General features: G+C 70.3%; 23 protein-coding genes. 10 read left to right on the top strand and 13 right to left on the bottom strand.

Going from position 1 to position 26,773, the window contains the following annotated elements; genetic code table 11:
• Window positions 1-82 precede the first annotated feature (82 nt).
• Window positions 83-1,720, top strand: a complete 1,638-nt coding sequence (locus tag AZE13_RS09435; protein WP_066928984.1) for a protein kinase domain-containing protein — start codon at window positions 83-85, stop codon at window positions 1,718-1,720.
• A 20-nt stretch (window positions 1,721-1,740) separates the two neighbouring features.
• On the opposite strand, the gene AZE13_RS09430 is transcribed toward AZE13_RS09435, so the two are convergent.
• From AZE13_RS09430 to AZE13_RS09420, 3 genes are all read right to left on the bottom strand, one after another.
• Window positions 1,741-2,784 (bottom strand): phosphotransferase, encoded by a 1,044-nt coding sequence (locus AZE13_RS09430; protein WP_066928982.1) that lies wholly within the window; start codon window positions 2,782-2,784, stop codon window positions 1,741-1,743.
• A gap of 52 nt (window positions 2,785-2,836) precedes the next feature.
• Window positions 2,837-3,253, bottom strand: coding sequence for a pyridoxamine 5'-phosphate oxidase family protein (locus AZE13_RS09425; RefSeq protein WP_066928980.1), 417 nt, complete (start codon window positions 3,251-3,253; stop codon window positions 2,837-2,839).
• Window positions 3,254-3,386: 133 nt separating this feature from the next.
• A complete protein-coding gene (locus AZE13_RS09420; protein WP_066928978.1) occupies window positions 3,387-4,046 on the bottom strand; it encodes a response regulator in 660 nt (219 codons plus the stop codon).
• Between the two features lie 327 nt (window positions 4,047-4,373).
• Here AZE13_RS09420 and pdhA point away from each other — a divergent pair, with 327 nt between their 5' ends.
• Genes pdhA through AZE13_RS09405 form a run of 3 tightly spaced genes read left to right on the top strand, consistent with a single transcriptional unit; the run spans window position 4,374 to window position 8,088 of the window.
• A complete protein-coding gene (pdhA, locus tag AZE13_RS09415; RefSeq protein ID WP_066928975.1) occupies window positions 4,374-5,591 on the top strand; it encodes a pyruvate dehydrogenase (acetyl-transferring) E1 component subunit alpha in 1,218 nt (405 codons plus the stop codon).
• 2 nt (window positions 5,592-5,593) lie between these two features.
• The gene (locus tag AZE13_RS09410; protein ID WP_066928973.1) at window positions 5,594-6,577 is read left to right on the top strand and encodes an alpha-ketoacid dehydrogenase subunit beta; all 984 of its coding nucleotides are present in this window, start codon (window positions 5,594-5,596) and stop codon (window positions 6,575-6,577) included.
• A 23-nt stretch (window positions 6,578-6,600) separates the two neighbouring features.
• Complete coding sequence (locus tag AZE13_RS09405) at window positions 6,601-8,088, top strand: dihydrolipoamide acetyltransferase family protein (RefSeq protein ID WP_066928971.1); 1,488 nt, start codon at window positions 6,601-6,603, stop codon at window positions 8,086-8,088.
• Between the two features lie 129 nt (window positions 8,089-8,217).
• Here AZE13_RS09405 and AZE13_RS36775 read toward each other — a convergent pair whose 3' ends face one another.
• Window positions 8,218-8,394 carry a hypothetical protein gene (locus tag AZE13_RS36775; RefSeq protein ID WP_181690293.1) on the bottom strand — a complete coding sequence of 59 codons (177 nt, stop codon included), beginning with the start codon at window positions 8,392-8,394 and terminating at the stop codon, window positions 8,218-8,220.
• Window positions 8,395-8,601: 207 nt separating this feature from the next.
• Between AZE13_RS36775 and AZE13_RS09395 the strand changes: the two genes are divergently transcribed.
• From AZE13_RS09395 to AZE13_RS09385, 3 genes are all read left to right on the top strand, one after another.
• Window positions 8,602-9,552 carry a GNAT family N-acetyltransferase gene (locus tag AZE13_RS09395; protein WP_066928967.1) on the top strand — a complete coding sequence of 317 codons (951 nt, stop codon included), beginning with the start codon at window positions 8,602-8,604 and terminating at the stop codon, window positions 9,550-9,552.
• A 107-nt stretch (window positions 9,553-9,659) separates the two neighbouring features.
• On the top strand, window positions 9,660-10,343 hold the full coding sequence (locus AZE13_RS09390) for a GntR family transcriptional regulator (RefSeq protein ID WP_066928965.1): 684 nt from the start codon (window positions 9,660-9,662) through the stop codon (window positions 10,341-10,343).
• Window positions 10,344-10,459: 116 nt separating this feature from the next.
• Entirely contained in the window at window positions 10,460-11,710 is a 1,251-nt protein-coding gene (locus tag AZE13_RS09385) for an MFS transporter (RefSeq protein ID WP_066929549.1), read from the top strand.
• Window positions 11,711-11,841: 131 nt separating this feature from the next.
• Here AZE13_RS09385 and AZE13_RS09380 read toward each other — a convergent pair whose 3' ends face one another.
• Both AZE13_RS09380 and AZE13_RS09375 read right to left on the bottom strand, forming a co-directional pair.
• Window positions 11,842-12,666, bottom strand: a complete 825-nt coding sequence (locus AZE13_RS09380) for a maleylpyruvate isomerase family mycothiol-dependent enzyme (RefSeq protein WP_066928963.1) — start codon at window positions 12,664-12,666, stop codon at window positions 11,842-11,844.
• Window positions 12,667-12,816: 150 nt separating this feature from the next.
• Window positions 12,817-13,347, bottom strand: a complete 531-nt coding sequence (locus tag AZE13_RS09375; protein WP_066928961.1) for an LURP-one-related/scramblase family protein — start codon at window positions 13,345-13,347, stop codon at window positions 12,817-12,819.
• Window positions 13,348-13,411: 64 nt separating this feature from the next.
• Here AZE13_RS09375 and AZE13_RS09370 point away from each other — a divergent pair, with 64 nt between their 5' ends.
• The gene (locus AZE13_RS09370) at window positions 13,412-15,229 is read left to right on the top strand and encodes an NHL domain-containing thioredoxin family protein (RefSeq protein WP_066928959.1); all 1,818 of its coding nucleotides are present in this window, start codon (window positions 13,412-13,414) and stop codon (window positions 15,227-15,229) included.
• A gap of 74 nt (window positions 15,230-15,303) precedes the next feature.
• Here the strand turns inward: AZE13_RS09370 and AZE13_RS09365 are convergent, their stop codons facing one another.
• The 7 genes from AZE13_RS09365 to AZE13_RS09335 all read right to left on the bottom strand — a co-directional run bounded on the left by AZE13_RS09365 (window position 15,304) and on the right by AZE13_RS09335 (window position 24,974).
• Entirely contained in the window at window positions 15,304-15,960 is a 657-nt protein-coding gene (locus AZE13_RS09365; protein ID WP_066928958.1) for a DUF4232 domain-containing protein, read from the bottom strand.
• A gap of 161 nt (window positions 15,961-16,121) precedes the next feature.
• Complete coding sequence (locus tag AZE13_RS09360; protein ID WP_066928955.1) at window positions 16,122-17,051, bottom strand: helix-turn-helix domain-containing protein; 930 nt, start codon at window positions 17,049-17,051, stop codon at window positions 16,122-16,124.
• A 226-nt stretch (window positions 17,052-17,277) separates the two neighbouring features.
• Window positions 17,278-18,213: a hypothetical protein gene (locus AZE13_RS09355; protein ID WP_258527673.1), complete on the bottom strand. Its 936-nt coding sequence runs from the start codon at window positions 18,211-18,213 to the stop codon at window positions 17,278-17,280.
• A 296-nt stretch (window positions 18,214-18,509) separates the two neighbouring features.
• On the bottom strand, window positions 18,510-19,334 hold the full coding sequence (locus tag AZE13_RS09350; protein ID WP_066928953.1) for a DUF4232 domain-containing protein: 825 nt from the start codon (window positions 19,332-19,334) through the stop codon (window positions 18,510-18,512).
• A gap of 113 nt (window positions 19,335-19,447) precedes the next feature.
• Window positions 19,448-21,463 carry a BTAD domain-containing putative transcriptional regulator gene (locus AZE13_RS09345; protein WP_066928951.1) on the bottom strand — a complete coding sequence of 672 codons (2,016 nt, stop codon included), beginning with the start codon at window positions 21,461-21,463 and terminating at the stop codon, window positions 19,448-19,450.
• Window position 21,464: 1 nt separating this feature from the next.
• Window positions 21,465-22,808 carry a M18 family aminopeptidase gene (locus AZE13_RS09340; RefSeq protein ID WP_066928949.1) on the bottom strand — a complete coding sequence of 448 codons (1,344 nt, stop codon included), beginning with the start codon at window positions 22,806-22,808 and terminating at the stop codon, window positions 21,465-21,467.
• 324 nt (window positions 22,809-23,132) lie between these two features.
• A complete protein-coding gene (locus AZE13_RS09335; protein WP_066928947.1) occupies window positions 23,133-24,974 on the bottom strand; it encodes an acyl-CoA dehydrogenase in 1,842 nt (613 codons plus the stop codon).
• A 166-nt stretch (window positions 24,975-25,140) separates the two neighbouring features.
• Here AZE13_RS09335 and AZE13_RS09330 point away from each other — a divergent pair, with 166 nt between their 5' ends.
• Both AZE13_RS09330 and AZE13_RS09325 read left to right on the top strand, forming a co-directional pair.
• Window positions 25,141-25,614 carry an SseB family protein gene (locus AZE13_RS09330; RefSeq protein WP_066928945.1) on the top strand — a complete coding sequence of 158 codons (474 nt, stop codon included), beginning with the start codon at window positions 25,141-25,143 and terminating at the stop codon, window positions 25,612-25,614.
• A gap of 191 nt (window positions 25,615-25,805) precedes the next feature.
• Complete coding sequence (locus AZE13_RS09325) at window positions 25,806-26,759, top strand: pirin family protein (RefSeq protein WP_066928943.1); 954 nt, start codon at window positions 25,806-25,808, stop codon at window positions 26,757-26,759.
• Window positions 26,760-26,773: the final 14 nt, after the last annotated feature.

Below are 26,773 nucleotides of genomic sequence, written 5' to 3'. Positions count from 1 at the left end.
GTGCCACGGAACCTGTAGCGTGCTCTATCGAAGACCGATGACCTTACCGCTCTCATGCGGATTGATTCGACGGCGAGGACCGATGGCACCGACGCAGAGCCCCCAGGGCCCGTCCGATCCTGATGCCACCGGCTCCCATATCCCCGATGCACCGGAGATGTGGGGCAATGGCGGGCTGGTCGGCGATGGCCGTTACCGGCTCACGCGGCGGCTGGGCCGTGGCGGTATGGCGGAGGTGTTCGCGGCCGAGGACGTCCGTCTGGGCCGTACCGTCGCCGTGAAGCTGCTGCGCGCCGACCTCGCCGAGGATCCGGTGTCCAAGGCCCGGTTCACGCGCGAGGCACAGTCCGTGGCCGGGCTGAACCACCACGCGGTGGTGGCGGTCTACGACTCGGGCGAGGATCTGGTCGGCGGCAACACCGTGCCGTACATCGTGATGGAGCTGGTCGAGGGCCGCACTATCCGTGACCTGCTGCTCAACGCCGACGCCCCGCCGCCGGACCAGGCGCTGATCATCGTTTCCGGGGTGCTGGAGGCGCTGGCCTACAGCCACCAGCACGGCATCGTGCACCGCGACATCAAGCCCGCGAACGTGATCATCACCAACAGCGGCGCCGTCAAGGTCATGGACTTCGGTATCGCCCGCGCTCTGCACGGCGCCCAGTCGACCATGACCCAGACCGGCATGGTCATGGGAACGCCGCAGTACCTCTCCCCGGAGCAGGCGCTCGGCAAGACCGTCGACACCCGTTCCGACCTCTACGCCACCGGCTGCCTGCTGTACGAGCTGCTCGCGCTGCGGCCTCCGTTCACCGGCGAGACCCCGCTTTCGGTCGTCTACCAGCATGTTCAGGACATGCCCGTGCCGCCCTCCCAGGTTGCCGGAGGGGTGCCGCCGGAGCTGGACGGCCTGGTCATGCGGTCGCTGGCGAAGGACCCCGACGACCGGTTCCAGACCGCCGAGGAGATGCGCGGTCTGGTCCAGTACTCGCTGCAGATGCTGCACGAGCAGGGCGGACACACCGGTACCTGGAACACCGGGCCGGTCGCCATGCACGAGAGCGCGCACACCCCGTCCATGGGCACCGCCGCGACCACCGCGCTGCCGCACCCCGACGCCGGCCAGACCACCGCGCAGCCGATCCTGCCGCCCGGTATGCGGGACGACGACGGGGGTTACGACGGCGGGCCCCGCCCGGCCCGGCGCGGCCGCGGCAAGATCTGGCTGATCGCGGCGCTCGCGGTGATCGCCATCGCGGTGGGGGTGGCCTTCGCGCTGCAGAACACCGGCAACGAGCCGCCCAAGAAGCAGCAGCCCCCGGTCACACAGTCGCCGACGCCGTCGAAGGACGACGACAGGACCAGTGAGCCGCCGTCGGACGAGCCGAGCACGCCGGACACCGAGCCCGGCGGCATCGGTGGCGACAGCGGGACGTACAGCCGCCCGCCGACGTACCGGCCGAGCACACCGCACACGTCTGAGCCGCCCACCTCGCAGCCGCCGACGTCCTCGGAGCCGTCGACCACGCCGCCCACCAGCACGGACGGCGGGACGAGCGATGGCGGGACCACGGATGGCGGGACCAGCAGCGACGGCGGGACCACGACGGACGGCGGCACGGGCGACGGCGGGAACACCACCGGTACCACCGACGGCGGGAACACCACCGGCAACACCGCGGACAACGGCACCACGACGCTCGGCACGACCGGCAGCTGACGGACCGGCCGCCGCCCGCCTCAGCGGGTGAACGCCTCCCGTACGGCGCGGTATTCGCGGGTCCACCACACGGCCAGCGCGGCCGCCGCCGGGAACTGCGGGTCGGTGCGGCGGTCGCCGAGCCGGTAGCGCCAGGTGAGCATCCAGAAGTCGTTCAGCCGCTCCCACCACACCCGGTGGACGGCTGCGGCCAGCTCGTCGGCGTCGGCTCCGCAGGCGCTGCGGTAGGCGCCCGCGTACGCCGCCACCTTGGCCAGGTCCAGCGTGCCGCAGGGGCGTACGAAGAAGATCGCGGCGGCGCGGACCGCCTCCTCGGCGCGGGGCTGGATGTCCAGCCGGTCCCAGTCGACGATCGCGGTGGGTTCCGCACCGAGGTACAGGACGTTCAGCGGGTGGAAGTCGCCGTGCACCCACCCGGCGGCGGGCTCGGCGCCGGGGGCCGGGCGGCGGTGCGCCTGCCGTTCGAGCAGGGTCCGGCGCTCCAGCAGGCGGTGTTCGGCGAGTTCGTCGAAGCTGGTGCGCGGGCGGGCGCCGCGGGCCAGGGCCAGCAGTTCGTCGATCATCTCGAAGGTCCGCGCGGGGTCGGCTCCCGCGTCCGCGCAGGGCGGCCGGGGCGGCGGCGGTTCGTCGGCCATGACCTGTTCCAGAGCGGTGTGTACCAGTCCGAGCAGGGCGCCCAGTCGGCGGGACTGGCCGCGGGTCAGCGCGGCGCCGCCGAGGTGCCGGCCCTCGATCCAGGGGTGCAGGGCGTAGCAGCGGCCGTCGAGGACCGTGACGGTGTGGCCGTCGGCGTCGGCGACGGGCGGGGCGACCGGCAGGCCGAGCGCGGCGAGCCGGCGGGTGGCGCGGTGCTGGCGGGTGATCGCGGCGCGGTCGCCGTCGAGGTGGTGCTTGAGGAAGTAGCGGCCGCGGGTGGTGGCGAGGAAGTAGCCGTGGTTGAGCAGGCCTTCGGCGACGGGCTCGCAGGACAGCGGCGTGCCGGTGCCGGTGTAGTGGCGGAGCAGGGATCCGAGGGTGTCTCTGTCGGGCGTCGCCGCCGTCCGGACTACAGATGAGCGCAGCACGCGCCAGATGTTAGATCACCTGCACCCGTCGGAGTGGGTGATCGGGAAAGCCTTACGCAGAGTGCGCGTAACGGTAGACGGGCACATCCGTGAGCTGGTGCAGCGCCACGAGCTCCGGCTCGATCCGCAGGAACACCGGGTCGAAGGGGGCGTCGTCGGCCAGCCGCGGGGTGGGCCCGAAGAGCTCCCGCTCGGCGGGGGTGGGGGTGACGACCCGGGCGGTGCCGGTGAACTGCACGGACCAGGTGTCGCTGTCGCAGTTGGCGTTGTCGGCCTCGTACGCGACCACGCTGCCGTCCAGGGCCTGGTGGTAGTTGTAGCCGCGGTGCAGCCGCAGCATCAGCCGCCCGTCGTCCATCACGACGTGGCGGGTGACGGTGGTGAAGGGCAGCGCCCGCCGACTGGCCGAGACCCGCCCGTAGGGGGTGCGGCTGAGCAGCTCGATGGCACGGTAATAGTCGGTGGGCATGTCACCACCTTGCCCACGGCCTCTGGTGGCCAGTAGGGCCCAGCAGCCTGAGGAAACAGGACGATGGTCCCGAATCCGCCTCACCCGGACAGGGCCCGTGCCGCGCCGCTCGGACGGCCCGGGCCCCGCGGTGTCAGTTCCGCTCGGCCTGCATCCGCGCGACGTATGCGGCGGCCTGGGAGCGGCGCTCCATGCCCAGCTTGGACAGCAGGCTGGAGACATAGTTCTTGATCGTCTTCTCGGCGAGGTGGAGCCGCTCACCGATTGCGCGGTTGGTCAGCCCCTCGCCGATCAGGTCGAGGATCTTGCGCTCCTGCTCGGTCAGGTTCGCCAGCCGGTCGTCGCCCTTGGCGGCGCTGCCATGGCGCAGCCGCTCCAGGACGCGGGCGGTGGCCACCGGATCGAGCAGCGACTTGCCGGCCGCGACATCGCGGACCGCGGAGAGCAGCTCGCTGCCCCGGATGGCCTTGAGGACATAACCGGCCGCACCGGCCATGATCGCATCGAACAGGGCCTCGTCGTCCGCGAACGAGGTCAGCATCAGACACTTGATGTCCTCGTTCTGCGAGCGGATCTCACGGCAGACCTCGACGCCGCTGCCGTCCGGTAGCCGGACGTCCAGCACCGCGACGTCGGGACGCGTCGCCGGGATCCTGACCAGGGCATCCGCGGCGGTACCGGCCTCGCCGACCACCTCGATGTCTCCCTCGACGGTGAGCATTTCGTGGACGCCGCGCCGGACGACCTCATGATCGTCGAGCAGGAATACCGTGATTTTTCCGTCTTCGCGCACGACCCCAGTCTCACACATCGACTCTTCCCGTGGTCCAGGTCACCGATATAACGTGCCGTTGTCCCGGTGGCCTGCGACGCTGTGACCAGGAGTTGTTCCAAGCCTTCGCGATTTACTTGGAAATCCAAGCAAAATCGCAGGTCAGGGCCGTTTTCACTTCGGCTTTGGCAATGGGTAACGTGCATTGAGCAGGCCACGTTCCGGGAGCTTTGTTCCACCCGGTTCCGCCCGCGTTCGCACACACCCCGTGCGCCGTATCGGAAATCGGGTGAGCCGCAATACGGCCACCGGCGGACCCCGGCGGCCGGACAGACGGAGGAGCAGCACGTGACCGTGGAAGGCACTGCGCAGCGGAAGAACGCCCGCGGCAGCAGCAAGCGCACCACCGCCAAAAAGACGACCTCGTCGAAGAAGTCGTCGCCGGCCGGGACTCGCACCACCGGCCGGTCCGATCAGGCGGAGCAGGACCAGCTCGTACAACTGCTGACCCCCGAAGGGAAGCGGGTCGAGCACCCGGATTACGCGATCGACCTGTCCCCGGAAGAACTCCGCGGCCTCTACCGCGACATGGTGCTGACGAGGAAGTTCGACGCCGAGGCGACCACCCTCCAGCGCCAGGGCGAGCTGGGACTGTGGGCCTCGCTGCTGGGCCAGGAGGCGGCCCAGATCGGCTCCGGCCGCGCGCTGCGCGACGACGACTACGTCTTCCCCACTTACCGGGAGCACGGCGTGGCCTGGTGCCGCGGCGTCGACCCGACGAACCTGCTGGGCATGTTCCGCGGTGTCAACAACGGCGGATGGGATCCCAACAGCAACAACTTCCACCTCTACACGATCGTCATCGGTTCGCAGACGCTGCATGCGACCGGCTATGCGATGGGCGTGCAGAAGGACGGCGCGGATTCCGCGGTCATCGCCTATTTCGGTGACGGCGCTTCCAGCCAGGGAGATGTCGCGGAGGCTTTCACCTTCTCCGCGGTCTACAACTCCCCGGTCGTGTTCTTCTGCCAGAACAACCAGTGGGCGATTTCCGAGCCCACCGAGAAGCAGACCCGGGTGCCCCTCTACCAGCGCGCCCGCGGATTCGGATTCCCCGGCGTACGGGTCGACGGCAATGACGTCCTGGCGTGCCTGGCCGTGACCAAGGCGGCGCTGGAGCGGGCCCGCACCGGCCAGGGCCCGATGCTCATCGAGGCCTTCACCTACCGGATGGGCGCGCACACCACCTCCGACGACCCCACGCGGTACCGGGCGGACGAGGAGCGGGCGTCCTGGGAGGCCAAGGACCCGATCCGGCGGCTGCGGACGTATCTGGAGGCCGAGGGCCTGGTCGACGAGGCGTACCTGGCGTCGGTCGACGAGGAGAGCGAGGCCCTGGGCAAGCGGGTCCGCGATGCCGTCCGGGCCATGCCGGACCCGGACCACATGGCGATCTTCGAGAATGTCTATGCCGACGGGCACGCGCTCGTCGATGAGGAGCGCGTGCAGTTCGCCGCGTACCAGGCGTCGTTCGCCGATGCCGAGCTCGTCGCGGAGGGGAACTGACCATGGCTGTCTTCGAGAAGATCACCATCGCCAAGGCGATCAACGCATCGCTACGGGCCTCCATGGAGGCCGACCCCAAGGTCCTCGTCATGGGCGAGGACGTGGGCAAGCTCGGCGGCGTCTTCCGGGTCACCGACGGGCTGCAGAAGGACTTCGGCGAGGACCGGGTGATCGACACCCCGCTGGCCGAGTCCGGCATCGTCGGCACCGCCATCGGCCTGGCGCTGCGCGGCTACCGCCCGGTCGTCGAGATCCAGTTCGACGGCTTCGTCTTCCCCGCCTACGACCAGATCGTCACCCAGCTCGCCAAGATGCACGCCCGTGCGCTGGGCAAGGTCAAGGTGCCGGTCGTCATCCGCATTCCGTACGGCGGCGGCATCGGCGCGGTCGAGCACCACTCCGAATCCCCCGAGGCGCTGTTCGCGCACGTCGCGGGCCTGAAGATCGTCTCTCCCGCGAACTCCTCCGACGCCTACTGGATGCTCCAGCAGGCGATCGCCGGCGACGACCCGGTCATCTACTTCGAGCCCAAGCGCCGCTACCACGACAAGTCGCGGCTGGACACCGAGTCGATCCCGGACCCGCTGCACAAGGCCCGGGTCACCCAGAGCGGCTCCGACCTGACGCTGGCCGCCTACGGCCCGATGGTGAAGGTCTGCCTGGACGCGGCCAAGGTCGCGGCCGAGGAGGGCAAGTCGGTCGAGGTCGTCGACCTGCGCTCGCTCTCCCCGATCGACTTCGACACCGTGCAGACGTCGGTGCAGAAGACCGGCCGGCTGGTCGTCGTCCACGAAGCGCCGGTCTTCTTCGGCACGGGCGCGGAGATCGCCGCCAGGATCACCGAGCGGTGCTTCTACCACCTGGAGGCCCCGGTCCTGCGGGTCGGCGGCTTCCACTCCCCGTACCCGCCCTCCCGGCTGGAGGACGAGTACCTTCCGGGACTGGACCGGGTGCTCGACGCCGTTGACCGTGCGTTGGCGTACTGAGGGTTTGAGGAGAGTTCGTGACCATGACTGCAGGGACCGCCAACGCGCAGCGCTTCCGTGAGTTCAAGATGCCCGACGTGGGCGAGGGGCTCACCGAGGCCGAGATCCTCAAGTGGTACGTCCAGCCGGGCGACACCGTCACCGACGGTCAGGCGGTCTGTGAGGTCGAGACCGCCAAGGCCGCCGTCGAACTGCCCATCCCCTACGACGGGGTGGTCCATGAGCTGAGATTCGGTGAGGGCGTCACCGTCGATGTCGGCACCGTCATCATCAGCGTGGACACCGATCCCGGAGCCGGCCCCGCCGAGGCGCCGGCGGCGTCCGGTGCCCAGGAGGCCGCCGCAGCCGACTCGGAGGAGGACGCCGAGCCGCAGGGCCGCCAGGCGGTGCTGGTCGGCTACGGCGCCGCGCCGTCCTCGACCAAGCGCCGGGCCCGCAAGGCGCAGGCCGGTGTTCCGGCGCAGCCGGAGCCCGCGAGCGCCGGGCTCCAGGCGGAGCTCAACGGGCGGCCCGCGCCGGCGCCGATGGCGGCCCCGGTGGCCGAGGACGCCCCCACCGCTCCGGCGTCCGTGGCACCGGCCGTGAGTGCTGCCGGTGCCGGCCGGCCGCTGGCCAAGCCGCCGGTGCGCAAGCTCGCCAAGGACCTCGGCATCGATCTGGCGACGGTCGTCCCGACCGGGCCGGACGGCACCATCACCCGCGACGATGTCCACGCGGCAGTCGGCCGGGCAGCGGCCCCGGCCGCACCGAGCGAGGCTGCCACGCCGGTGGCGGGCGCCCCGGCCGTGCCCGGCGTCGTCGACACCGCCGCCCGCGAGCGGCGGGTGCCGGTCAAGGGTGTACGGAAGGCCACCGCGCAGGCGATGGTGGCCAGCGCCTTCACCGCGCCGCATGTCACGGAGTTCATCACCGTCGATGTGACCCGCACGATGAAGCTCGTCCAGGAGCTCAAGCAGGACCCGGACCTGGCGGGGCTGCGGGTCAACCCGCTGCTGCTCGTCGCCAAGGCCTTCCTGGTCGCCATCAAGCGGCACCCGGAGGTCAATGCGTCCTGGGACGAGGCGAATCAGGAGATCGTCTACAAGGACTACATCAACCTCGGAATCGCGGCGGCCACTCCGCGCGGCCTGATCGTCCCGAACATCAAGGACGCCGGCGCCAAGACGCTCCCCCAGCTCGCCGAGGAACTGGGCGAGCTGGTCGCCACCGCTAGGGAAGGCAAGACGTCTCCGGCGGCGATGTCCGGCGGCACGGTCACCATTACCAACGTAGGCGTCTTCGGCGTCGATACCGGTACGCCGATCCTCAACCCGGGGGAGTCGGCGATCCTCGCCTTCGGCGCGGTCAAGCTCCAGCCGTGGGTCCACAAGGGCAAGGTGAAGGCGCGTCAGGTCACCACCCTCGCGCTGTCCTTCGACCACCGCCTGATCGACGGCGAACTTGGCTCGAAGCTGCTCGCGGATGTGGCGGCGGTGCTGGAGCGGCCGAAGCGGCTGATCACCTGGGGATGATCCAGGAAGCGGGACCGGCCGGGCCCGGGCGTTGTTTCACGTGAAACGGGGCTTCGGATCGGGGCTGTTTCACGTGAAACAGCCCCGTGGCCGGTCCAGCGGATCTCCCGGCGCCGCCGCGCTGTCCGGTCAGCCCCGGATCAGCTCCACGGCGCGGCTGAAATGCCCCACCGGTCCAGTCGAGCCGGACTCGTCGGCGTGTGCGGCCCCGCGGGTCAGTGAGATGCCCGCCCACAGGCCGGCGACGATCAATGCCAGTACGACGGTGTTCCGTGCGCGGCGGCCGGCATTCGTCCTGGGCTGCATGGTCAACTCCCCTTTGGTGTCGGAGCCTCCCGGCTCCATGCCTCCATTCACCCATGGGATTCGCGCTGATCCATACGCGCCAGGTACGGACTCCCGTCAGACTTGAGGTGGACCTTACGTAGGCCGTAGGTCCCCCCTTACGACGGAGCCGGACCCCGGACCGTAAAGGGTTTGCCGCCGTCGGCCGTGCTGTTTACGGTCGGCGCAATGAGCAGCGATCTGACCATCCGGCGTTATCAGCCCTCCGACCAGCACGTGGTCATGGATCTGTGGTCCCGGGCCGCGCGCCGGGCGCATCCGTTCATCGAGGGGGAGGGTGCGGGCGAGCGGGCCCGTATCCTCCGCGAGAGGTACCTCGTCCAGGCGGACAACTGGGTCGCCGAGCGTGACGGCACCGTCATCGGACTGCTCGGACTCCTGCCGGGTGGGCGCGAGGAGCGCGGCGGGACGCATGGCGGGGAGAGCGGCGGAGACGCTCCGGTCGGCGGACCGGGTGCCGGGACCGGCGAGCTGGGTGTTCCGGCCGATGAGCCGGGTGCCGAGGTCGGCGGCCTCTTCGTGGCGCCGGAGGCCCAAGGGGGCGGCGTCGGAGGGCAGTTGCTGGAGCATGCGGCGGCCCTGCACGGTGCGCTGACCTTGGAGGTCTTCGAGGCGAACGACCGTGCCCGGCGCTTCTACGCGTACCTCGGCTTCACTGAACGGGGGCGCCGGACCGACGAGGGCACCGGCCATCCGCTGATCGGGCTGGAGCGGACCGCGCCACTGAAGTCGGTGGGCTGGCTACATCTGCGCGAGGGGCGGCTGCTGAGCGTACGGACGCGGGGGAACGACACGTTCTACCTCCCCGGCGGCAAGTACGAGCCCGGAGAGACCGCGCGTGAGGCGCTGTCGCGGGAGCTCTCCGAGGAGCTGGGCCTGGTGGTCCCGGCCGAGGACCTCTCGGAGGCGTTCGTCATCCATGACGTCGCACACGGCAAGAACGGCCGTCGGCTCCATATGACCTGCTTCGCCGGCGGTCCCCAGGACATCGTGCCGGTCCCCGGCCGGGAGATCGCCGAGTACGCCTGGTTCGACCGCCGGGAGGCGCGCGAGCGCTGCGCTCCGGCCCATGCGCAGGTTGTGGACCGGCTGATCGCGCAGGGGCGTATGCGCGGCTGACGGCGGCCGCCGGGACCCGGGCGGGACCTGGCCGGCACCCGGAACCTGGCTGTCCGCATCGCGGAACCGGGTGCCACACGCATACCTGTTGTATCTATCCTGTGCGCATGTCTGTCGCGTCCACTCCCGCCGCCCCTTCCAGAGAGCCCGTCGCCAAGCAGCCACCTGCCGCTGAGCGGGTCTATGCGCACATCAAGGACGCCGTACTGGACCGCCGCTACGAGGGCGGGATGCTGCTCACCGAGGGCGAGCTGGCCGACGCCGTAGGGGTGTCCCGGACGCCGGTGCGCGAGGCGCTGCTGCGGCTGGAGGTCGAGGGGCTGATCAAGCTCTACCCGAAGAAGGGCGCCATGGTGCTGCCGGTCTCCGCACAGGAGATCGCCGATGTCGTCGAGACCAGGCTGCTGGTCGAGCAGCACGCGGCGGCCAAGGCGGTGCCCGCGAGCGATGCGCTGCTCGACGAGCTGACCGGGCTGCTGGAGACGATGCGGGAGCAGGCCGCCTCCGGTGACCTGGCCGCCGTCTCGGTCACTGACCGGGCCTTCCACGCCGCCATCGTGCGCAGCGCCGGCAACCAGATCCTGAATCGGCTCTATGAGCAGCTGCGCGACCGCCAGCTGAGGATGGGCGTCGCGGTGATGCACGCCCATCCGGACCGGATCGCCAAGAACATCACCGAGCATGCGGAGATCCTCGACGCGCTGCGGGCCGGTGACGCGGATGCCGCGACCGCCGCCGTGCACCGGCACGTCAGCTGGGTCCGCAACCTCGCACAGGGAGAGGTGCGATGAGCGCCGGCCCCGGTGGACCGAGCGGTGCCGGCGGCTCGGAGCCGTCCGGTGGCTCCGGCATAGGCGGCGGCACCGCCCACCCGCCATCCACCGATCCACCCGGTGGCCGCCGGGCCATGGCGGTCTGGGGTATCGGCGTCGCGGTCTACTTCGTCGCGATCACCTACCGCACGAGTCTCGGCGTGGCCGGCCTGGACGCCGCCGAGCGTTTCCACATCAACGCCTCGGCGCTGTCGACGTTCTCCATCCTCCAGCTGTTGGTCTATGCGGGGATGCAGATACCCGTCGGCCTGATGGTCGACCGGCTGGGTGCCAAGAAGGTGCTCACCCTCGGCGTGGTGCTCTACACCCTCGGCCAGTTCGGGTTTGCGCTCTCCGCGTCGTACCCGACGGCACTGGGCTCGCGCGCTCTGCTCGGCTGTGGCGACGCGATGACGTTCATCAGTGTGCTGCGGCTGGGCTCCCACTGGTTCCCGGCCCGCCGTGGGCCGATGATCGCGCAGGTCGCCGCCCTGGTCGGGATGGCGGGCAACCTGATCTCCACCCTCGTCCTGGCTCGCCTTCTGCACACATTCGGCTGGACCCCGACCTTCGCCTCCAGCGCGGCCGGCGGCATCGTCGTGCTGATCGTGCTGCTGCTCTTCCTCAAGAACCACCCCGAGGGTTTTGCGCCGCCGCCCGCGCCCTCGGCGCACACCGGCACCGGATTCCGCCGGCAGATCGTGGACGCCTGGCGCGAGCCCGGCACCCGGCTGGGCATGTGGGTGCACTTCACCACCCAGTTCCCCGCGATGGTGTTCCTGCTGCTGTGGGGCCTGCCGTTCCTCGTCGAGGCGCAGGGCCTGTCCCGCGGCACCGCCGGTGAGCTGCTCACTCTCGTGGTGCTCGCCAACATGGCGGTGGGCCTGGTCTACGGGCAGATCATCGCGCGCCACCACGCGGCGCGTATGCCGCTGGTTCTGGGAACCGTCGGCGCGACCGCCCTGATGTGGGCGATCGTGTTGTCCTGGCCGACCGATCATGCACCCATGGGGCTGCTCATCGTGCTGAGTGCGGTGCTGGGCGCCTGCGGCCCCGCCTCGATGATCGGCTTCGACTTCGCCCGGCCGGCCAACCCGCCGGAACGTCAGGGCACCGCTTCCGGCATCGTCAATATGGGCGGCTTCACCGCGTCGATGACGACCCTGCTCGCCGTGGGTGTCCTGCTCGATGCGACGGGCGACAACTACCGGATCGCCCTGGCCTCGATCTTCGTTCTGGAGGCGGTCGGGGTCTCCCAGATCCTCCGGCTGCGCCGTAGTGCTGCACAGCGGGAGCGCGAGCGGCTGGTCGTCAGCCGGGTCGAGGCGGTGCACGTCCCGGCCTGAGGAGGAGCCGGGTGTGTTTCACGTGAAACGGCGGCGGGCTGTTTCACGTGAAACACACCTCCGGGACGGCCCTGCCCCCATCCCCGTTCCGCTCCGTTACGGCCTGACCGCGACGTCTACGGCGGTGAAGATCACGGGGTGACCGCGAAGTTGTTGAGGATCCCCGCAGCCAGTCCGTGGTCACCGTCGATCTTGATCTGCTGGGCGACGGCCGTCGGGCGCACCCGGCCGCAGGCCAGCTGGTGGAAGACGTCCCAGTCCAGCGCGAACGTCACGGTCGGACCGAGGGAGACGCTGCCGTCGATCGTGGCATTGCCCTGCGCGTCGATACGGACCGTGCGCAGGAACTCCAGTGCTCCGCTGACATCGAACACCACCGCCGAACCAGCGGGCGCCTGGGTCCTTTTGGCGACAACGGTGGGCAGCACCTTCACCAGCAGATCGCGCGTCACCTGCGCACCGGGGGAGTCGAGATTGCCGGGCTTGCCCAGCGCCCGCCGCAGATCCTGCTCATGCACCCAGACGTCGAACGCCCGCTGTTGCAGTACGAATTCCAGTGAACGGTCCTCGCCGAGCGGGCTGCGTACCACGGCATCCGGCTGACGGGACTCGTTGCGCAGCTGCCGGGAACGCCGGATGACGGTGTACTCGAGTTCGCTGAGCATCTCCGGGGCGGTGTGGTGCCGCCGGACGTCGACCTGGACTTCCATACGGCGCGCCGATTCGGTGCGTACGTGGTAAAGATCGCGCGGCAGTGTGTGGATCGGCCGTGGGTCGCCCAGCATCTCGCATTCCAGGCCGATGACATGGGAGACCACATCGCGAACGGACCACCCTGGCAGGCACGTCGCCTTGTTCCATTCGCCTTCGGCGAGCGATGTCACCAGCTCGGCTATCGCTTCTATGGAGTGTGTCCAGGCATCGATGGAGGGCTGAAGGCTGGGATGGACGGTCACGGGACCCCTCGGACGGTTCGTACGCGGGCTGCTGTCTGTGCAGTTAAGTTACCGCTGCGCACGGGTATCCCGGCAGTGCTTTGGGGGACCAGCGCAGGCCGATGTGGCAAGGCCGTTGAGGGCGGCGACGTACGGTGCGGTGCCCATCGCTCACTCCTCCCCGCGCTCCCGTTCCGCCAGCCGGATCACCCCCACCGCGACGGCGATCAGCAGCGCCGGGTCCGCGTCGTCCCGCACGACATTGACCGCATAGGTGTCGCGCACGGTCAGCCAGCGACGGGAGATCTCGGCGAGCAGCTCACCCTCGTACTCGATGGCGAATTCGCGGTCCATGATCTTTCCGCTGACGTCCAGTTCGGTGCCGTCCACCAGCTCCACCCGGTAGTGGTTGCGCAGCAGTGAGAGCCGCTTGCGCTTGATGGTGGCCAGTGGCCCGCCGTCCCGCTCGAGCGTCATCGTGTCGCGCAGGGCCAGCATCTTCTTGCGGATGGTGATCAGCACCCGCCGCTCGGAGTCCTTCAGCTCGAAGGTCTCCCGGAGCCGCAGCGCCTTCCCGTCGACCAGGAAGGCGTGCTGTCCGTGCTCGTCCTCGATCCAGTAGTCGTCACCGATGCCGAAGATCCGGTCGCGGACGAGGTATTTACGGGAGTGCCGGGGCCGTACCCCGGGGGAATGCCACATGGCAGACGTGTTCCCCGGTGCCCCTGCGGAATGTGCGCGCACCGGAGTGACGTTGAATGTCCACATGGCTTCACGTGCGCGCGTCCGGGCCCCCGAGCTGACCGGCAAGGGCGGCTGGCTGAACACCGGCGACAACGAACTCACCCTGTCCGACCTGCGAGGACGCATTGTCATCCTGGATTTCTGGACGTTCTGCTGTGTGAACTGTCTGCACGTCCTGGACGAACTGCGGGAGCTGGAGGAGCGGCACCGCGACACGCTGGTGATCATCGGCGTGCACTCCCCGAAGTTTGTGCACGAGGCCGACCACCAGGCGGTCGTGGACGCCGTCGAGCGGTACGGCGTCGAGCATCCGGTCCTCGACGACCCGGAGCTGATCACCTGGAAGCAGTACGCGGTCCGCGCCTGGCCGACGCTGGTGGTGATCGACCCGGAGGGGTATGTCGTGGCCCAGCACGCCGGCGAGGGGCATGCGCACGCTCTTGCCACGCTCGTCGAGGAGCTGGAGGCCGAGCACACGGCGAAGGGCACGCTGCGGCGTGGCGACGGCCCGTATGTGCCGCCGGAACCGGCCGCCACGGATCTGCGCTTCCCCGGCAAGGCGGTCCGGCTGCCCGGCGGCAGCTTCCTCGTCTCGGACACCACCCGGCATCAGCTGGTGGAGCTGGCCGGGGACGGCGAGCAGGTGCTGCGCCGCATCGGCAGCGGCGAGCGCGGCCTGACGCCGGACTCCTTCAACGAGCCGCAGGGCCTGGCGCTGCTGCCCGACGGCACGGTGGCCGTCGCGGACACCGTCAACCACGCCCTCCGCGTCTTCGACCCGGAGACCGGCGGGCTGGAGACAGTGGCCGGTACCGGCGCGCAGTGGTTCCAGGGTTCACCGACTTCCGGACCGGCGCGCGAGGTGGCGCTCTCCTCGCCGTGGGACCTCGCCTGGTGGCGGGACCGGCTGTGGATCGCGATGGCCGGCGTGCACCAGCTGTGGACGTACGACCCGGCCACCGGCAGGGTCGAGGTCGTGGCCGGCACGACCAACGAGGGCCTGGTCGACGGACCGGCCGCCGAGGCCTGGTTCGCCCAGCCGTCCGGGCTCGCGGCGGCCGACGACCGGCTGTGGATCGCCGACTCGGAGACCAGCGCGGTCCGCTGGGTGGAGCCCGCCGCGGACGGGGTGGGCTATGTCGTCCGTACGGCCGTCGGCACCGGCCTCTTCGATTTCGGACACCGCGATGGTGCGGCCGGACAGGCGCTGCTCCAGCACCCGCTGGGGGTCACCGCACTGCCCGACGGATCGGTCGCCGTCGCGGACACCTACAACCACGCACTGCGCCGCTTCGACCCCGCGACCGGCGAGGTCACGACGCTGGCGACTGATCTGCGCGAACCGTCCGGCGCGGTGCTCGCCGACGACGACATCGTGGTGGTGGAGTCGGCGAGGCACCGGCTGACCCGGCTGCGGCTGCCCGAGGACGCGGTACGCGTGGAGTCGGTGGCGCACCGCACCCAGCGCGCGGCCACCGAGGTCGCCCCGGGCACGCTGCGGCTGGAAGTGATCTTCCAGCCCCCGGCGGGCCAGAAGCTGGACACCAGCTACGGCCCGTCGACGCGGCTGCTGGTCAGCGCCACGCCGCCGGAGCTGCTCGCCGAGGGCGCGGGCGCGGGCACGGATCTCACCCGCGATCTGGTCCTCGCGGACGGCGTGACCGAGGGCGTCCTGCACGTCTCGGCGATGGCCGCGTCCTGCGACGCGGAGAGCGGTCCCGACGCGGAGCACTTCCCCGCCTGCCATGTCCACCAGCAGGACTGGGGCGTTCCGGTCGAGGTCGCCGACGGCGGGGTGGCCCGGCTGGGACTCGTCCTGGCGGGTCTGGACACCGCGTAGCCCTGAGGGGGCGGCCTTGGCCTCGGACGGGGCGGGGCCGCCGGCTCGGCTGAGGAAGCAGTCCGTGCCGTGGGTCAGTCGCCCACACCGGCGGCCAGTTTCGCTCCGGCGAGGCTGCTGTTCCAGTAGGTGACCTGGCTCTTTCCCACGGAGATGTGGTCGCGCTTCTGAACGAAGTCGAACGTCACCGGACCATAGGGCCGGGCGTCCTCCGACGAGTTCATGAGTTCGACGGCCACCGACTTCTGCTCGGTGCCCTTGGTTGCCGGGGTGTTGGTCGGAATGACGGCGTAGGCGGAAGCGCGGGCGCGGAGGGTAACGGTGTGGTTGGTGAGCGCCTCGCCCCCGCGCCGGATCATCGGCAGCGGGTCCTTGGCGTTGTTGAAGCGCAGCCGCGGTGCGTAGTTGAGGTAGCAGGGCCGGTCACTGCTGTTCTTGTACTCGATGGTCACGTGGCCCTTCGGCCCGGACTGCTGGGAGAAGCGGAGCCTGGCCGTGGTCGGGTAGCAGCGGGTCGCCCGGCGCGACGCCGCCGCCCCTGCTCCCGCTCCCGCCGCGGCGCCACCACCGATGATCTTCCGCTTCTTGCTCGTGGGCGACGAGGAGGACTTCTTCGACTTCGACTTCGACTTCGAGGAGCTGCTGTTGCAGCCGGTCAGCGCGAGCGAGCCGGCCAGGCCGAGGGCCATCGCGGCGTAGGCCGCGGAGCGGCGGGAGCGACGTGCGGTCATGGGTTCCCCCAGTGGGTCGCTGCGTTCAGCGAGGCGTGTCAGTCATGGCACGGCCACGATAGCGATTACGGTCCGACGCGTCAGGGCGGGTGCGCGGGGTCTGCCAGGGATAGGGAGTCGTTGCTGGTCAGGTAGGTAGGGGCGGGAGGCGAGGGCGGCGGTCAATCGGGACAACTGGGTAATGCGGTGTTTTCGAGCTGTTCCGGGCGGATGCGGATACCCGGTACCCACATCGGCTCACCATCGTGGTCGAGCCGGAACCAGATGCTGCTGTGCTCGCCCACCTCGTCGGTGACCGTGACCCCGTCGGCGATCCGGCACACCGCGCGCAGCTCATCGCCGTGCCAGGCGTGGCCCACGATGTTGGAGCGCCGATAGGGCCGGTACGGGTCGCGGGCCAGCCCGAGCGCACAGTACTCGGTGTGCGGGCGCTGACAGGCCCGTTCGACGTTGTGCACGGTGATGCGGGCGGATCCGGCGCCCGGGGGTGTGGCCGGTGAACCCTGGACCCCGGCATCGGCACGTGCTCCACCGCCGCCCGTCGCGCCGTTCCCCTTGGTCAGCGCCGGTACCACCAGTGCGGCACCGGCGAGTACGGCGGCCGTCCCGAGCGCCGCGAACACCAGCCGCAGCCGACGCCGCCCGGCCGGCAGTGCGGGCCCGGCGGTTGCGCTGTCGGTACAGTCCGGCGTTCCCGCGCCGGACGCGCCGCCCTCTTCCGGCGACGGGGGCGGGGACGGAGACGGGGACGGGACACCCCTCTGCTCGCCGGCATCCGCCACCTCCTGGGCCCGGTGCAGCAGATCGACCAGCGTGGGCAGCCGGTCCTCACCGGTGAAGGAGAGCTTGCACCACTGCACCAGCAGCCGTTCGTCGGGCAGGCTCTGGCCGCGCAGGTACCGCGAGAGGGAGGAGCGGCTGGCGGGCAGTCTGCTCTCCAACTCCTTGAGGCTGTAGCCCAGTTCGCCATGCATACGGCGCAGGCCGGCGGCGAAGTCCCGTACCGGGCCGGAGAGTTCATCGGGGAGCGGGGCCAAGGGTTTGCGACGTGGTCGGGCGGCGTGGTTCTGGTTGCCAGGCACGTCTGGCATTCCAGCACAGCAGACATCCGCGCGCGAGGGGCACTTCCGCTCCCCTGTGACGGAAGTGCCCCTCGTTGCACGATCCGGACCGGACCCGGATCGGTCGGTGACGTTTCACGTGAAACCGCAAAGGCCCGAGAGGGTTTCACGTGAAACGACGCCATGCCGTCCGGCGGGCTGTTGCACACCAGCGCCACGGCCGCCGCCGGCACCGACGGATCCGTCCCGGGACCCGTCAGTCCCCGAACTTCACGGGACGGTAAGGCGTGAACTCGGTGTCTCCGCCCGGCAGGCCGTAGGTCAATGTCCGGTGGTCGGTGCCGTGGCCCCCGCGCTGCTCGTAGGCCGTGTACGAGGAGTGCGCCGGGTTGTTCCACTTCTCGAAGATCACGACATGCCGGTTGTCGTGGTCGCCGGCCGCGTCGATCAGCAGATCCCCGGGCTTGAGTTCACCCAGCGAGATGGGCCGGGTGAGGGTGCGGTTGGCGGCCAGCCCCACGGTGTTGGTGCCGGGGGCCGGCAGCCCCAGCGCCATGGACACATAGCCCGAGCAGTCCTGCCGGTAGCCGTCCTTCCAGACCGTGGTCTGGCTGTACGGGACCTGGGCGCCGTTGTTGGCGGTCAGCCAGGTGGCGGCGCGGTGGAGCATGTCCTGCCGGGAGCCACCGGGCTGTGGCCACCCGTCGCTGTGGACCGGTATGCCCGGCAGCCGGTCCTGCGGGATGTCCACCGCGACCACGGTGAGGAAACCCGTGACCGGGCCGGTGATATGTGCCATGAACGTCGAGCAGGCGGTGCCCTCGCACGCCGTGTGGCCGGTCTCGACCTGGTAGTCGACGGTGATCCGGTCCTGCCCAGGTGCCGAGGTATTGATCACGCCGACGGAGGGCGAATTGATGTCGGCGGAGGCATGGACCACCCAACGCGTGCCCCAGGTGGGGAAGTCGACGGCGGCTGCGTCCTGGCGCAGGGAAACGGCGCGAGCGGTGCCATCGGAGGCTCCGGCGATCGCAGCGGCGCCGATCCCGGCTGCGGCCACCGTGGGCAGCACTCTGCGCAGCACCACCCTGCCGAATGGGAAGCGCGCGGGGAGCGCGCCGGCGTTCGTGGGGGCTGGATCGTGCGCGGAAGACGCGGTGTCCGCCAGGCGGCTGCCGCTGCGCTCGTGCATGCCGGTTCCCTCCGTAGGCGGCCGGTTGGCCGGTTGGCCCTGGGCTGATGGACGGCCGCCGGGTGGTCCGGTCGCGGCGACGGGGACCATCATGGAGCGGGGCGCGGGGGCCGCTCGGAGGATGCTCGTCCCATGGGATGTCCCGGTCGTACGCACGGCTGTGACCTGCGAAGACAACAGCGGTATGAGACGTGGCGGGCCGCTGTGTGAGACATGGCGGGACAGTAGGCGGCGGAAAGGGCGCCCGCTGGGGAGGCGGGCGCCCTGCTCAGGGGATTCCGGCTCGGCCGGACAGCTCACCAAGCCGTCGCATCGCGCATATCCGACTGCCAGTACGTCACCCATGCGCTGTCGTCGATGTACACCGAGCCGCCCGGGAGCGGGACCTGCGCCGAGCCGCCGACGCTGCCCTTGCCGTCGCGTCCCGCGAGGCTGACGGACAGTGAGGTCATCGTCCGGCCGTTGCGGCCGGAGCCATCGGCGGACGACGTCAGCACACCAGCGTAACCGGACTGCCCCGGTGCGAGAGTGACCACTGCTTGCGGCTTGCTGTCCGGCAGCGCGGTGAGCGGTGACTGCGCCGTACCGAATCGCAGATTCGGCGCTTCGTAGAGGTCACAGGCGGCCCCCGAGGTGTTGGTGGCCACCAGCAGGAGATGGTTGACCGGCTCCTTCACCGGCTCGGCGACGATACGGATCCGGTCGGCATCGCATGCGCGGTGCCGGACGGCGGTATCGCTACCGCGCCGGCCCGCACCGTGCTTGCCGGTCCCCGTCGCACCGTGCTTTCCGCTCCCCGCCGCGGTGTTCGTACCGGAATCGGTGCCGCCGCCCTGGGCGGGCACCTGCGCCGTACCGCCGCCGTTGGGCCGGGTACCGGCCGGCTCTGCCGCGTCGCCCGTGCCCGGAGTGCTGTCGCCGGTGTCGGCGGCCGACTCCGTGGCGTGCCGCGGCGCCGGGTGGTACGGCTTGGCCGCGCTGGTCTTCAGCGGGTTGTCCTCGCCGCACGCGGTGAGGGTGAGCGCGGCGACGGCGGTCAGTCCGGCCGTGGCGATCCTGACCGTGCGGCGGACGCTCCGAGGCGTACGAAGGTTGCTGGTACGGGCCTGGCTGCGCGGCATCTCCGGTCTCCCCCGGTGGTTGGTGGTCTTCCCGTCTGTCCCTCAGACTGTCGCCCGCCGCTGCCGTCTCACTAACGTGTGCCTAACGCCCCTGTGCGCTGCTCCGCCGCAGCTCAGCCGCGCCCGTCCGGCTCCTCACCGGCGCCGCTCCCGCTCCGGCCCTCCGTGGCGCTGGTGCCGGTGCCGCCGCGTCCTCGGACCTGCCCACGCTCGTCCCGCGCGAAGAGCTGCGTGAGCGTGCTGATCGTGTAGACGTCGGTGGCCTCCTCGTCCACCAGGTGCATCTCCGCCAGCCGGTCCAGCCCGTCCTGGGTGCGTTCCTGGTCGTATCCGGCCAGCGCGGCCGCCACCGAGGCGTTGAGATGTCCGTCCGCGCTCCTCGCCAGGGCGCTGAGGAGCCGCGCGTCGTCCGCCGACAGCCGGGCGACGGACATCCGCAGCGCCGCCGCGACACCGGTGTCCTCCGCCGAGAGCAGCGCCAGCCGCCGCCGTTCGTCGCGCAGCGCCGCGGCCAGCCGCGCCAGCCGCCAGCGCGGCCGGGCGGTCAGCTGGGCGGCCGCGGCCCGCAGCGCCAGTGGCAGGCCGTCGCAGAGGTCGACCAACTCGCGGGCGGCGGCCGGGTCCTCGGCGACCCGGTCCGTGCCGAGCATGGCGCCGAGCAGCGCCGCGCCCTCCTCGTGGCCGAGCGCCTGGAGGCCGACCGGCCGGGCGCAGTCGGTGGCGACCAGGCCGTCCAGCCGGCTGCGGCTGGTGACGACCGTGGCGCAGTGCTGACCGCCCGGCAGCAGTGGCCGTACCTGCGCCGAACTGCGCGCGTTGTCGAGGACCACCAGCAGTCGGCGCTCGGCGACCAGCGAGCGGAAGAGCGCCGATGCGGCCTGTGCCGAAGAGGGCACCCGGTCCTGCGGTGTGCCCAGTGCCAGCAGGAAGTCCCGCAGGATCTCGGCCGCCGGTGCCTCATCGCCCTCGCCGAAGCCGCGCAGATCGGCGAAGAGCTGACCGTCGGGGAAGGCGCCGGCGTACAGATGCGCCCACTGGACGGCACAGGCGGTCTTGCCCACGCCGGCCGGTCCCACGACCACCGTGACCGGGCTCTCCCCGGGGGTGCGCCCCGTCAATGCGCCGGTCAGTGCGCCGAGTTGGGCCTCACGGCCGAGGAAGCGGGCGGGCGGTCGGGGCAGCAGCCGCGGCGCCGCACCGGCCCGGCCGGTACTGGTCCCGGTGCCGGGACCGTGCCCGGAACCTGCTGCCGGGCCGGTGCCGCCATGGACGGGTGGGGCCTGCCCCTCGCCGCCCTGTTTCACGTGAAACACCGGTGTCCCCGCGGGCCGGTCCTCCGCATCGCGTGATCCTCGCGTGGGCCCGGCCGCAGGGTGCCTGCCGTGTGCCGCCTCCGCCCGGAGGATCTCCTCGTACGCACCGCGCAGCCGCTCGCCCGGATCGACGCCCAGCTCCTCGTTGAGCAGTCGCCGGGTGCGGTGGAACCACTCCAGTGCGTCGGACTGCCGCCCGGTACGGAACAGCGCCCGCATCAGACCGGCGATCAGCCCTTCGCGCAAGGGGTGGTTGACGGCCGCGGAGTAGAGCACGGCGGCGGCCTGCTCATGCTCGCCGAGTGTGCCGTGCGCTCGTCCCAGTGCCTCCACGGCCGTCAGCCGGCGCTCCTCCAGCGCATGGGCCGCGGCGGCGAACGGCGGGCTGGTGACCGTGCCGGTAAGTGCGGGTCCGTGCCACAGCCCCAGCGCCTCCCGGAGCAGCGGAACCGCGTCGGCGGGCGCCGCCTCGGGGCGTGCCAGCGACACCAGTTCACCGAACCGGTGGGCGTCGATCAGCTCCTCCGGCAGCCGCAGCAGATAGGCCGAACCGTGTGTGGTGAGCTCGATGCCGTGCGCCTGGGCCCCGCCCTCGGCGAGAGTGGCGCGCAGCCGCGAGACATGCCCCTGGACGACCGTACGGGCATGCTCGGGTGGTGCGTCCTCCCACAGGGAGTCGATCAACTGCTCCAGTGGAACGGTGGTGTTGGGCTGCAACAAGAGCAGCGCCAGCACACTGCGCCGTTTGGCGGGCCCGAGCGACAGCTCTCCGGAGCCGGTCGTCACGGCGATCGGGCCGAGCAGCGAGAACTCCAACTCAGCTCTCCAAGAAGGCCGTCAGGGCGTTCGCCAGCAGATACGGGTCCTCGGCACCGCACAGCTCGCGCGCCGAGTGCATGGACAGGATCGCCACACCGATGTCGACCGTCGCGATGCCGTGCCGGGCCGCGGTGATCGGGCCGATCGTGGTGCCGCACGGCATCGAGTTGTTGGAGACGAAGCTCTGCCACGGCACCCCGGCGCGCTCGCAGGCCGCCGCGAAGACCGCCCGGCCGCTGCCGTCCGTGGCGTAGCGCTGATTGACATTCACCTTGAGGATCGGCCCGCCGTTGGGCATCGGGTGGTGCCCCGGGTCGTGCCGTTCGCTGTAGTTGGGGTGTACGGCGTGCCCGGTGTCGGACGACAGGCAGATGGTGCCGGCGAAGGCCCGGGCGCGGTCCTCGTACGAGCCGCCGCGCGCGAAGACCGAACGTTCCAGCACCGTGCCGAGCAGGGGGCCGTCCGCGCCGGTGTCGGACTGGCTGCCGTTCTCCTCGTGGTCGAAGGCGGCCAGCACCGGGATGTGGGACAGCGAGCTGCCGGCCGTGGCCGCGGCGGCGAGGGCTGCCGTACCGGCGTGCACGGACAGCAGGTTGTCCATCCGCGGACCGGCGACCAGCTCGCGGTCGCGGCCGAGGTAGGAGGGCGGCTCGACGCTGTGCACCATCAGGTCCCAGCCCTTGATGTCCTCTGCCGGGACGCCGGCCTCCTCGGCGATGAAGGAGATCAGATCTCCCTCGGCGACCTCGCCCAGACCCCAGATGGGCGTCATATGGCGCTGTTTGTCGAGCTTGAGTCCTTCGGAGTTCACCGAGCGGTCCAGGTGTACGGCCAGCTGCGGCACCCGCAGCAGCGGCCGGTCGATATGGACCAGCCGGTGCGGCCCGCTCCGCTCCGCTCCGCCTCGGCGCTCCTGTGAGTCTCCGGATGCCGGGTCCCCCAGCGTCACCCGGCCGCTCAGCCCCAGGTCGCGGTCGAGCCAGGTGTTGAGCAGGGTGCCGCCGTAGATTTCCACGGCGATCTGCCGCCAGCCGCGGGCGCCGGTGTCGGGAATCGGCTTGACCCGCAGATTGGGGGAGTCGGTGTGAGCCCCGACGATGCGGAACGGCGTCGCGGCGCTCGCCCCCTCGGGCACGTACCACGCGATGATGGCGCCGCCGCGCAGCACATACTTGCCACCGCTCGCGTTGTCCCACGCGTCGGCCTCCGCGACCTGCCGGAAGCCGGCCTTCTCCAGCCGCTCCGCCGCGTTGGCGACCGCGTGGTAGGGCGACGGACTGGCGGCGAGGAAGGACATCAGGTCGTCGGTATGGCCGCGATCAAAGCGAGCGGAGTTGGTCATGGATTCAGCATAAAGAGCCGGACCCCGCATACCCCGTGCGCGTGCGCGATGACCACGCTCCCTTCCGGCCACGAATTCCGCATTCCCGAAGAAAACCTGAAATGGACTGAACTATTCCGGTCGTGTGTGCACAGCGCGGGGCCGGGGCAGGGTGCGCCGGGCGGACGACGAAGCCCGCCTCCCCGGGGGAAGAGAGGCGGGCAACGATCAGTGTGGGCGGCGAAGATGAGAGACGTCTAAGAACGCCGCTCAGGAGAACGCGCGTTCCGGGCAGCGGACCCTGCCCGGAACGCGCCGTTCCCGGTAGCCGGGACTGAGGCTTGCTCAGAACGCTGCCTCGTCCAGCTCCATCAGCGACTGGTCGACGGACTCGGCCAGCCCGCGCTGGACGGAGACGTCCGGCAGGACGTTGTGCGCGAAGAACTTCGCCGCGGCGATCTTGCCGGTGTAGAAGGCCACATCCTTGGAGGAAACAGCCTTCGCCGAGGCGTCGGCCAGCTTCTCGGCGGCCACCGCCGCGCCCTTGAGGAGCAGGTAGCCGATCACGACATCGCCGGAGGCCAGCAGCAGGCGGGTGGTGTTCAGGCCGACCTTGTAGATCGACTTGACGTCCTGCTCGGTGGCCGCGAGGTCGGTCAGCATGGCGCCGACGATCGCCTCCAGGTCGGCGGCGGCCTTGGCCAGCTCACCACGGGCCTGCGCCAGGTCGTCACCGCCGGTGCTGTCGGCGAGGAACTTCTTGATCTCCTCGGACAGCGCGGTGAGCGCCTGGCCCTGGTCGCGGACGATCTTCCGGAAGAAGAAGTCCTGGCCCTGGATCGCGGTGGTGCCCTCGTAGAGGGTGTCGATCTTGGCGTCCCGGATGTACTGCTCGATCGGGTACTCCTGCAGGTAGCCGGAGCCGCCGAAGGTCTGCAGTGACTGCGCCAGCTGCTCGTAGGACTTCTCCGAGCCGTAGCCCTTGACGATCGGCAGCAGCAGGTCGTTCAGGCGGATCGCGGCGCCGGCGTCCTCGCCCGCGGCCTCCTTGACGATGATCTCGTCCTGGACCGTGGCGGTGTAGAGCACCAGGGCGCGCATACCCTCGGCGTACGCCTTCTGCGTCATCAGCGAGCGGCGGACGTCCGGGTGGTGCGTGATGGTGACGCGCGGGGCGGTCTTGTCGGTGAACGCCGCCAGGTCCGGGCCCTGCACACGCTCCTTGGCGTACTCCAGCGCGTTGAGGTAGCCGGTGGAGAGGGTGGCGATGGCCTTCGTGCCGACCATCATCCGGGCGAACTCGATGATCTTGAACATCTGGCGGATGCCGTCGTGCTTCTCGCCCAGCAGCCAGCCCTTGGCCGGGTGGTTGGCGCCGAAGGTCATCTCGCAGGTGTTGGAGGCCTTCAGGCCCATCTTGTGCTCGACGTTCGTGGCGTAGGCGCCGTTGCGCTCGCCCAGCTCGCCGGTCTCCCAGTCGAAGTCGTACTTCGGCACGATGAACAGCGACAGGCCCTTGGTGCCCGGACCGGCGCCCTCGGGGCGGGCGAGGACGAAGTGCACGATGTTCTCGGCCATGTCGTGCTCACCGGAGGTGATGAAGCGCTTCACACCCTCGATGTGCCAGGAGCCGTCCTCCTGCTGGGTGGCCTTCGTGCGGCCCGCGCCGACGTCCGAACCGGCGTCCGGCTCGGTCAGCACCATCGTGGAGCCCCACTGCTTGTCCACCATCAGCTGAGCTATGCGGTGCTGCTCCTCGGTGCCCTCGTCGTGGAGGACACCGGCGAAGGCGGGGCCGGAGGCGTACATCCAGATCGCCGGGTTGGAGCCCAGGATGGTCTCGGCGAAGGCCCACAGCAGGGAGCGTGGCGCGGTGGTGCCGCCGATCTCCTCCGGGATGCCCAGGCGCCACCACTCGGCGTCCATGTAGGCCTGGTAGCTCTTCTTGAAGGTGTCCGGAACCGGCGCGGTGTTGGTCTCCGGGTCGAAGACCGGGGGGTTGCGGTCCGTGTCGGCGAAGGACTCCGCCAGCTCGTTCTCGGACAGCCGGGTGATCTCGGACAGCACGCTCTTGGCGGTGTCGACGTCCATCTCGGCGAACGGTCCGGTGCCGTACACGCGGTCACGGCCCAGCACCTCGAAGAGGTTGAACTCGATGTCGCGGAGATTCGACTTGTAGTGGCCCATGGGTACGGCTCCGTAAGTGTTCGGGAGAGGACCCAAGGCAGGGACCTCAGACGCAATACCGGCTAGTAGGCAAATGATGCTACCCGCGGGTAATAAGAATCAACCCCTTCTCGCCATCTGTGACGAGCGTCCCCCGCGGAACCTCTGACTCAGTACGCTGTGGCCCATGTACGGCTACGACCAGAACGCGGGTGTCGGGCAGCAGTACGGCGCACCGCCGCCCCCGCCGCAGCAACCGGCCCCCGGGGGCTACGGCGAGCAGCCGCTGTATCCCGAGCCGTCCCCGCCCTCGCTCGCCGACGCGGTGCGCGCCTTCACCACCGGCTCGATGTCGGCCGAGGACTTCCAGGGCATCTTCTCCACGTCCAAGGTCTACTGCCCGCGCGGCGACAACCCCGGCTTCCTGGCGCTGCACAACACCCAGCAGCCGGTGATCCCGATGTTCACCTCGCTCAAGGAGCTCCGGCGGTACGCGGGCAAGGAGTCCAAGTACTTCGTGATCACCGGCGCCGAGGTGCTCGACCTGCTGCCGACCGGCTACGGCTTCGTCCTCGACATGGAGGGCGACCACCGGATGGTCTTCGACGCGAAGGCCGTGGAGCAGATGGTGGACTTCGCGATGCGCCGGATGTACGGGTAGGGGGCGCGGGGCGGGATCGGGGGATTCGTCCTCGTTGACCTCGTTAGCCCCGGTGGCCCGTTTCATCCCTCTTTAATCATATTAATCCGCTCACGTAGCCTTTGATCTGGGGAAATGTGCGCGGGAATGCCGTGCGCCTTGCCGGTTGTTCATGCTTCAACTAAGTTGAGCGAACGACCGAGGAGGCCGTCATGCCCGCAGTGACCGTTGAGAACCCGCTGACCCTGCCGCGTGTGGCGGCCCCTGCCGCAGCACACACCCGCCCCGTGCTGGCCGTCGCCACTGCCCCGGGCGGATTCGAGGGCGAGGGCTTCCCGGTGCGCAGGGCGTTCGCCGGTATCGACTACCGGCACCTCGACCCGTTCATCATGATGGACCAGATGGGCGAGGTGGAGTACGCGCCCGGAGAGCCGAAGGGCACGCCCTGGCACCCGCACCGCGGCTTCGAGACCGTCACCTACCTGCTCGACGGCACGTTCGTGCACCGTGACTCGCACGGAGGCGGCGGTGTCATCAACGACGGCGACACCCAGTGGATGACGGCCGGCTCCGGCCTGCTCCATATCGAGGAGCCGCCCGAGTCGCTGGTGATGTCCGGCGGCCTCTTCCACGGCATCCAGCTCTGGGTGAACCTGCCCAAGAGCGACAAGATGATGGCTCCCCGCTACCAGGACATCGGCGGTGGCCAGGTCAAGCTCCTGACCTCCGGCGACGGCGGTGCGCTGCTGCGACTGATCGCCGGTGATCTCGACGGTCACCGTGGGCCGGGCATCACACACACGCCGATCACGATGATGCATGTGACGGTGAACCCGGGCGCCGAGCTGACCCTGCCCTGGCGCCAGGAGTTCAACGCCCTCGCCTACGCCCTGGCCGGACGCGGCTCGGCAGGTACCGAGGAGCGCCCGTTCCGCACAGGACAGGCGGTGGTGTTCGGTTCCGGTGACGCGATCACCATCCGGGCCGACGAGACCCAGGAGTCGCGCAGCCCGAACTTCGAGGTGGTGCTGCTGGGCGGCCGGCCGATCCGCGAGCCGATGATGCACTACGGGCCGTTTGTGATGAACACCCATGCCGAACTGGCCCAGGCCTTCGAGGACTTCCAGGCCGGACGGTTCGGAACGGTCCCGGCCGCGGAGCGCTGACGCCGCGTCCGCCC

The organism is Streptomyces sp. NBRC 110611, assembly GCF_001590865.1.
Taxonomy (GTDB): Bacteria; Actinomycetota; Actinomycetes; order Streptomycetales; family Streptomycetaceae; genus Streptomyces.
This window is presented reverse-complemented; position numbering and strand designations above follow the sequence as displayed.

What these genes read in the sequence shown, in the direction of transcription:
- AZE13_RS09435 (WP_066928984.1), top strand. Translation starts at nt 83, where the DNA reads ATGGCACCGACGCAGAGCCCCCAGGGCCCGTCCGATCCTGATGCCACC.
- AZE13_RS09425 (WP_066928980.1), bottom strand. Translation starts at nt 3,253, where the DNA reads ATGCCCACCGACTATTACCGTGCCATCGAGCTGCTCAGCCGCACCCCC.
- AZE13_RS09410 (WP_066928973.1), top strand. Translation starts at nt 5,594, where the DNA reads ATGGCTGTCTTCGAGAAGATCACCATCGCCAAGGCGATCAACGCATCG.
- AZE13_RS09405 (WP_066928971.1), top strand. Translation starts at nt 6,601, where the DNA reads ATGACTGCAGGGACCGCCAACGCGCAGCGCTTCCGTGAGTTCAAGATG.
- AZE13_RS36775 (WP_181690293.1), bottom strand. Translation starts at nt 8,394, where the DNA reads ATGCAGCCCAGGACGAATGCCGGCCGCCGCGCACGGAACACCGTCGTA.
- AZE13_RS09395 (WP_066928967.1), top strand. Translation starts at nt 8,602, where the DNA reads ATGAGCAGCGATCTGACCATCCGGCGTTATCAGCCCTCCGACCAGCAC.
- AZE13_RS09390 (WP_066928965.1), top strand. Translation starts at nt 9,660, where the DNA reads ATGTCTGTCGCGTCCACTCCCGCCGCCCCTTCCAGAGAGCCCGTCGCC.
- AZE13_RS09385 (WP_066929549.1), top strand. Translation starts at nt 10,460, where the DNA reads ATGGCGGTCTGGGGTATCGGCGTCGCGGTCTACTTCGTCGCGATCACC.
- AZE13_RS09375 (WP_066928961.1), bottom strand. Translation starts at nt 13,347, where the DNA reads ATGTGGCATTCCCCCGGGGTACGGCCCCGGCACTCCCGTAAATACCTC.
- AZE13_RS09370 (WP_066928959.1), top strand. Translation starts at nt 13,412, where the DNA reads ATGGCTTCACGTGCGCGCGTCCGGGCCCCCGAGCTGACCGGCAAGGGC.
- AZE13_RS09365 (WP_066928958.1), bottom strand. Translation starts at nt 15,960, where the DNA reads ATGACCGCACGTCGCTCCCGCCGCTCCGCGGCCTACGCCGCGATGGCC.
- AZE13_RS09360 (WP_066928955.1), bottom strand. Translation starts at nt 17,051, where the DNA reads ATGCCAGACGTGCCTGGCAACCAGAACCACGCCGCCCGACCACGTCGC.
- AZE13_RS09355 (WP_258527673.1), bottom strand. Translation starts at nt 18,213, where the DNA reads ATGCACGAGCGCAGCGGCAGCCGCCTGGCGGACACCGCGTCTTCCGCG.
- AZE13_RS09350 (WP_066928953.1), bottom strand. Translation starts at nt 19,334, where the DNA reads ATGCCGCGCAGCCAGGCCCGTACCAGCAACCTTCGTACGCCTCGGAGC.
- AZE13_RS09340 (WP_066928949.1), bottom strand. Translation starts at nt 22,808, where the DNA reads ATGACCAACTCCGCTCGCTTTGATCGCGGCCATACCGACGACCTGATG.
- AZE13_RS09335 (WP_066928947.1), bottom strand. Translation starts at nt 24,974, where the DNA reads ATGGGCCACTACAAGTCGAATCTCCGCGACATCGAGTTCAACCTCTTC.
- AZE13_RS09330 (WP_066928945.1), top strand. Translation starts at nt 25,141, where the DNA reads ATGTACGGCTACGACCAGAACGCGGGTGTCGGGCAGCAGTACGGCGCA.
- AZE13_RS09325 (WP_066928943.1), top strand. Translation starts at nt 25,806, where the DNA reads ATGCCCGCAGTGACCGTTGAGAACCCGCTGACCCTGCCGCGTGTGGCG.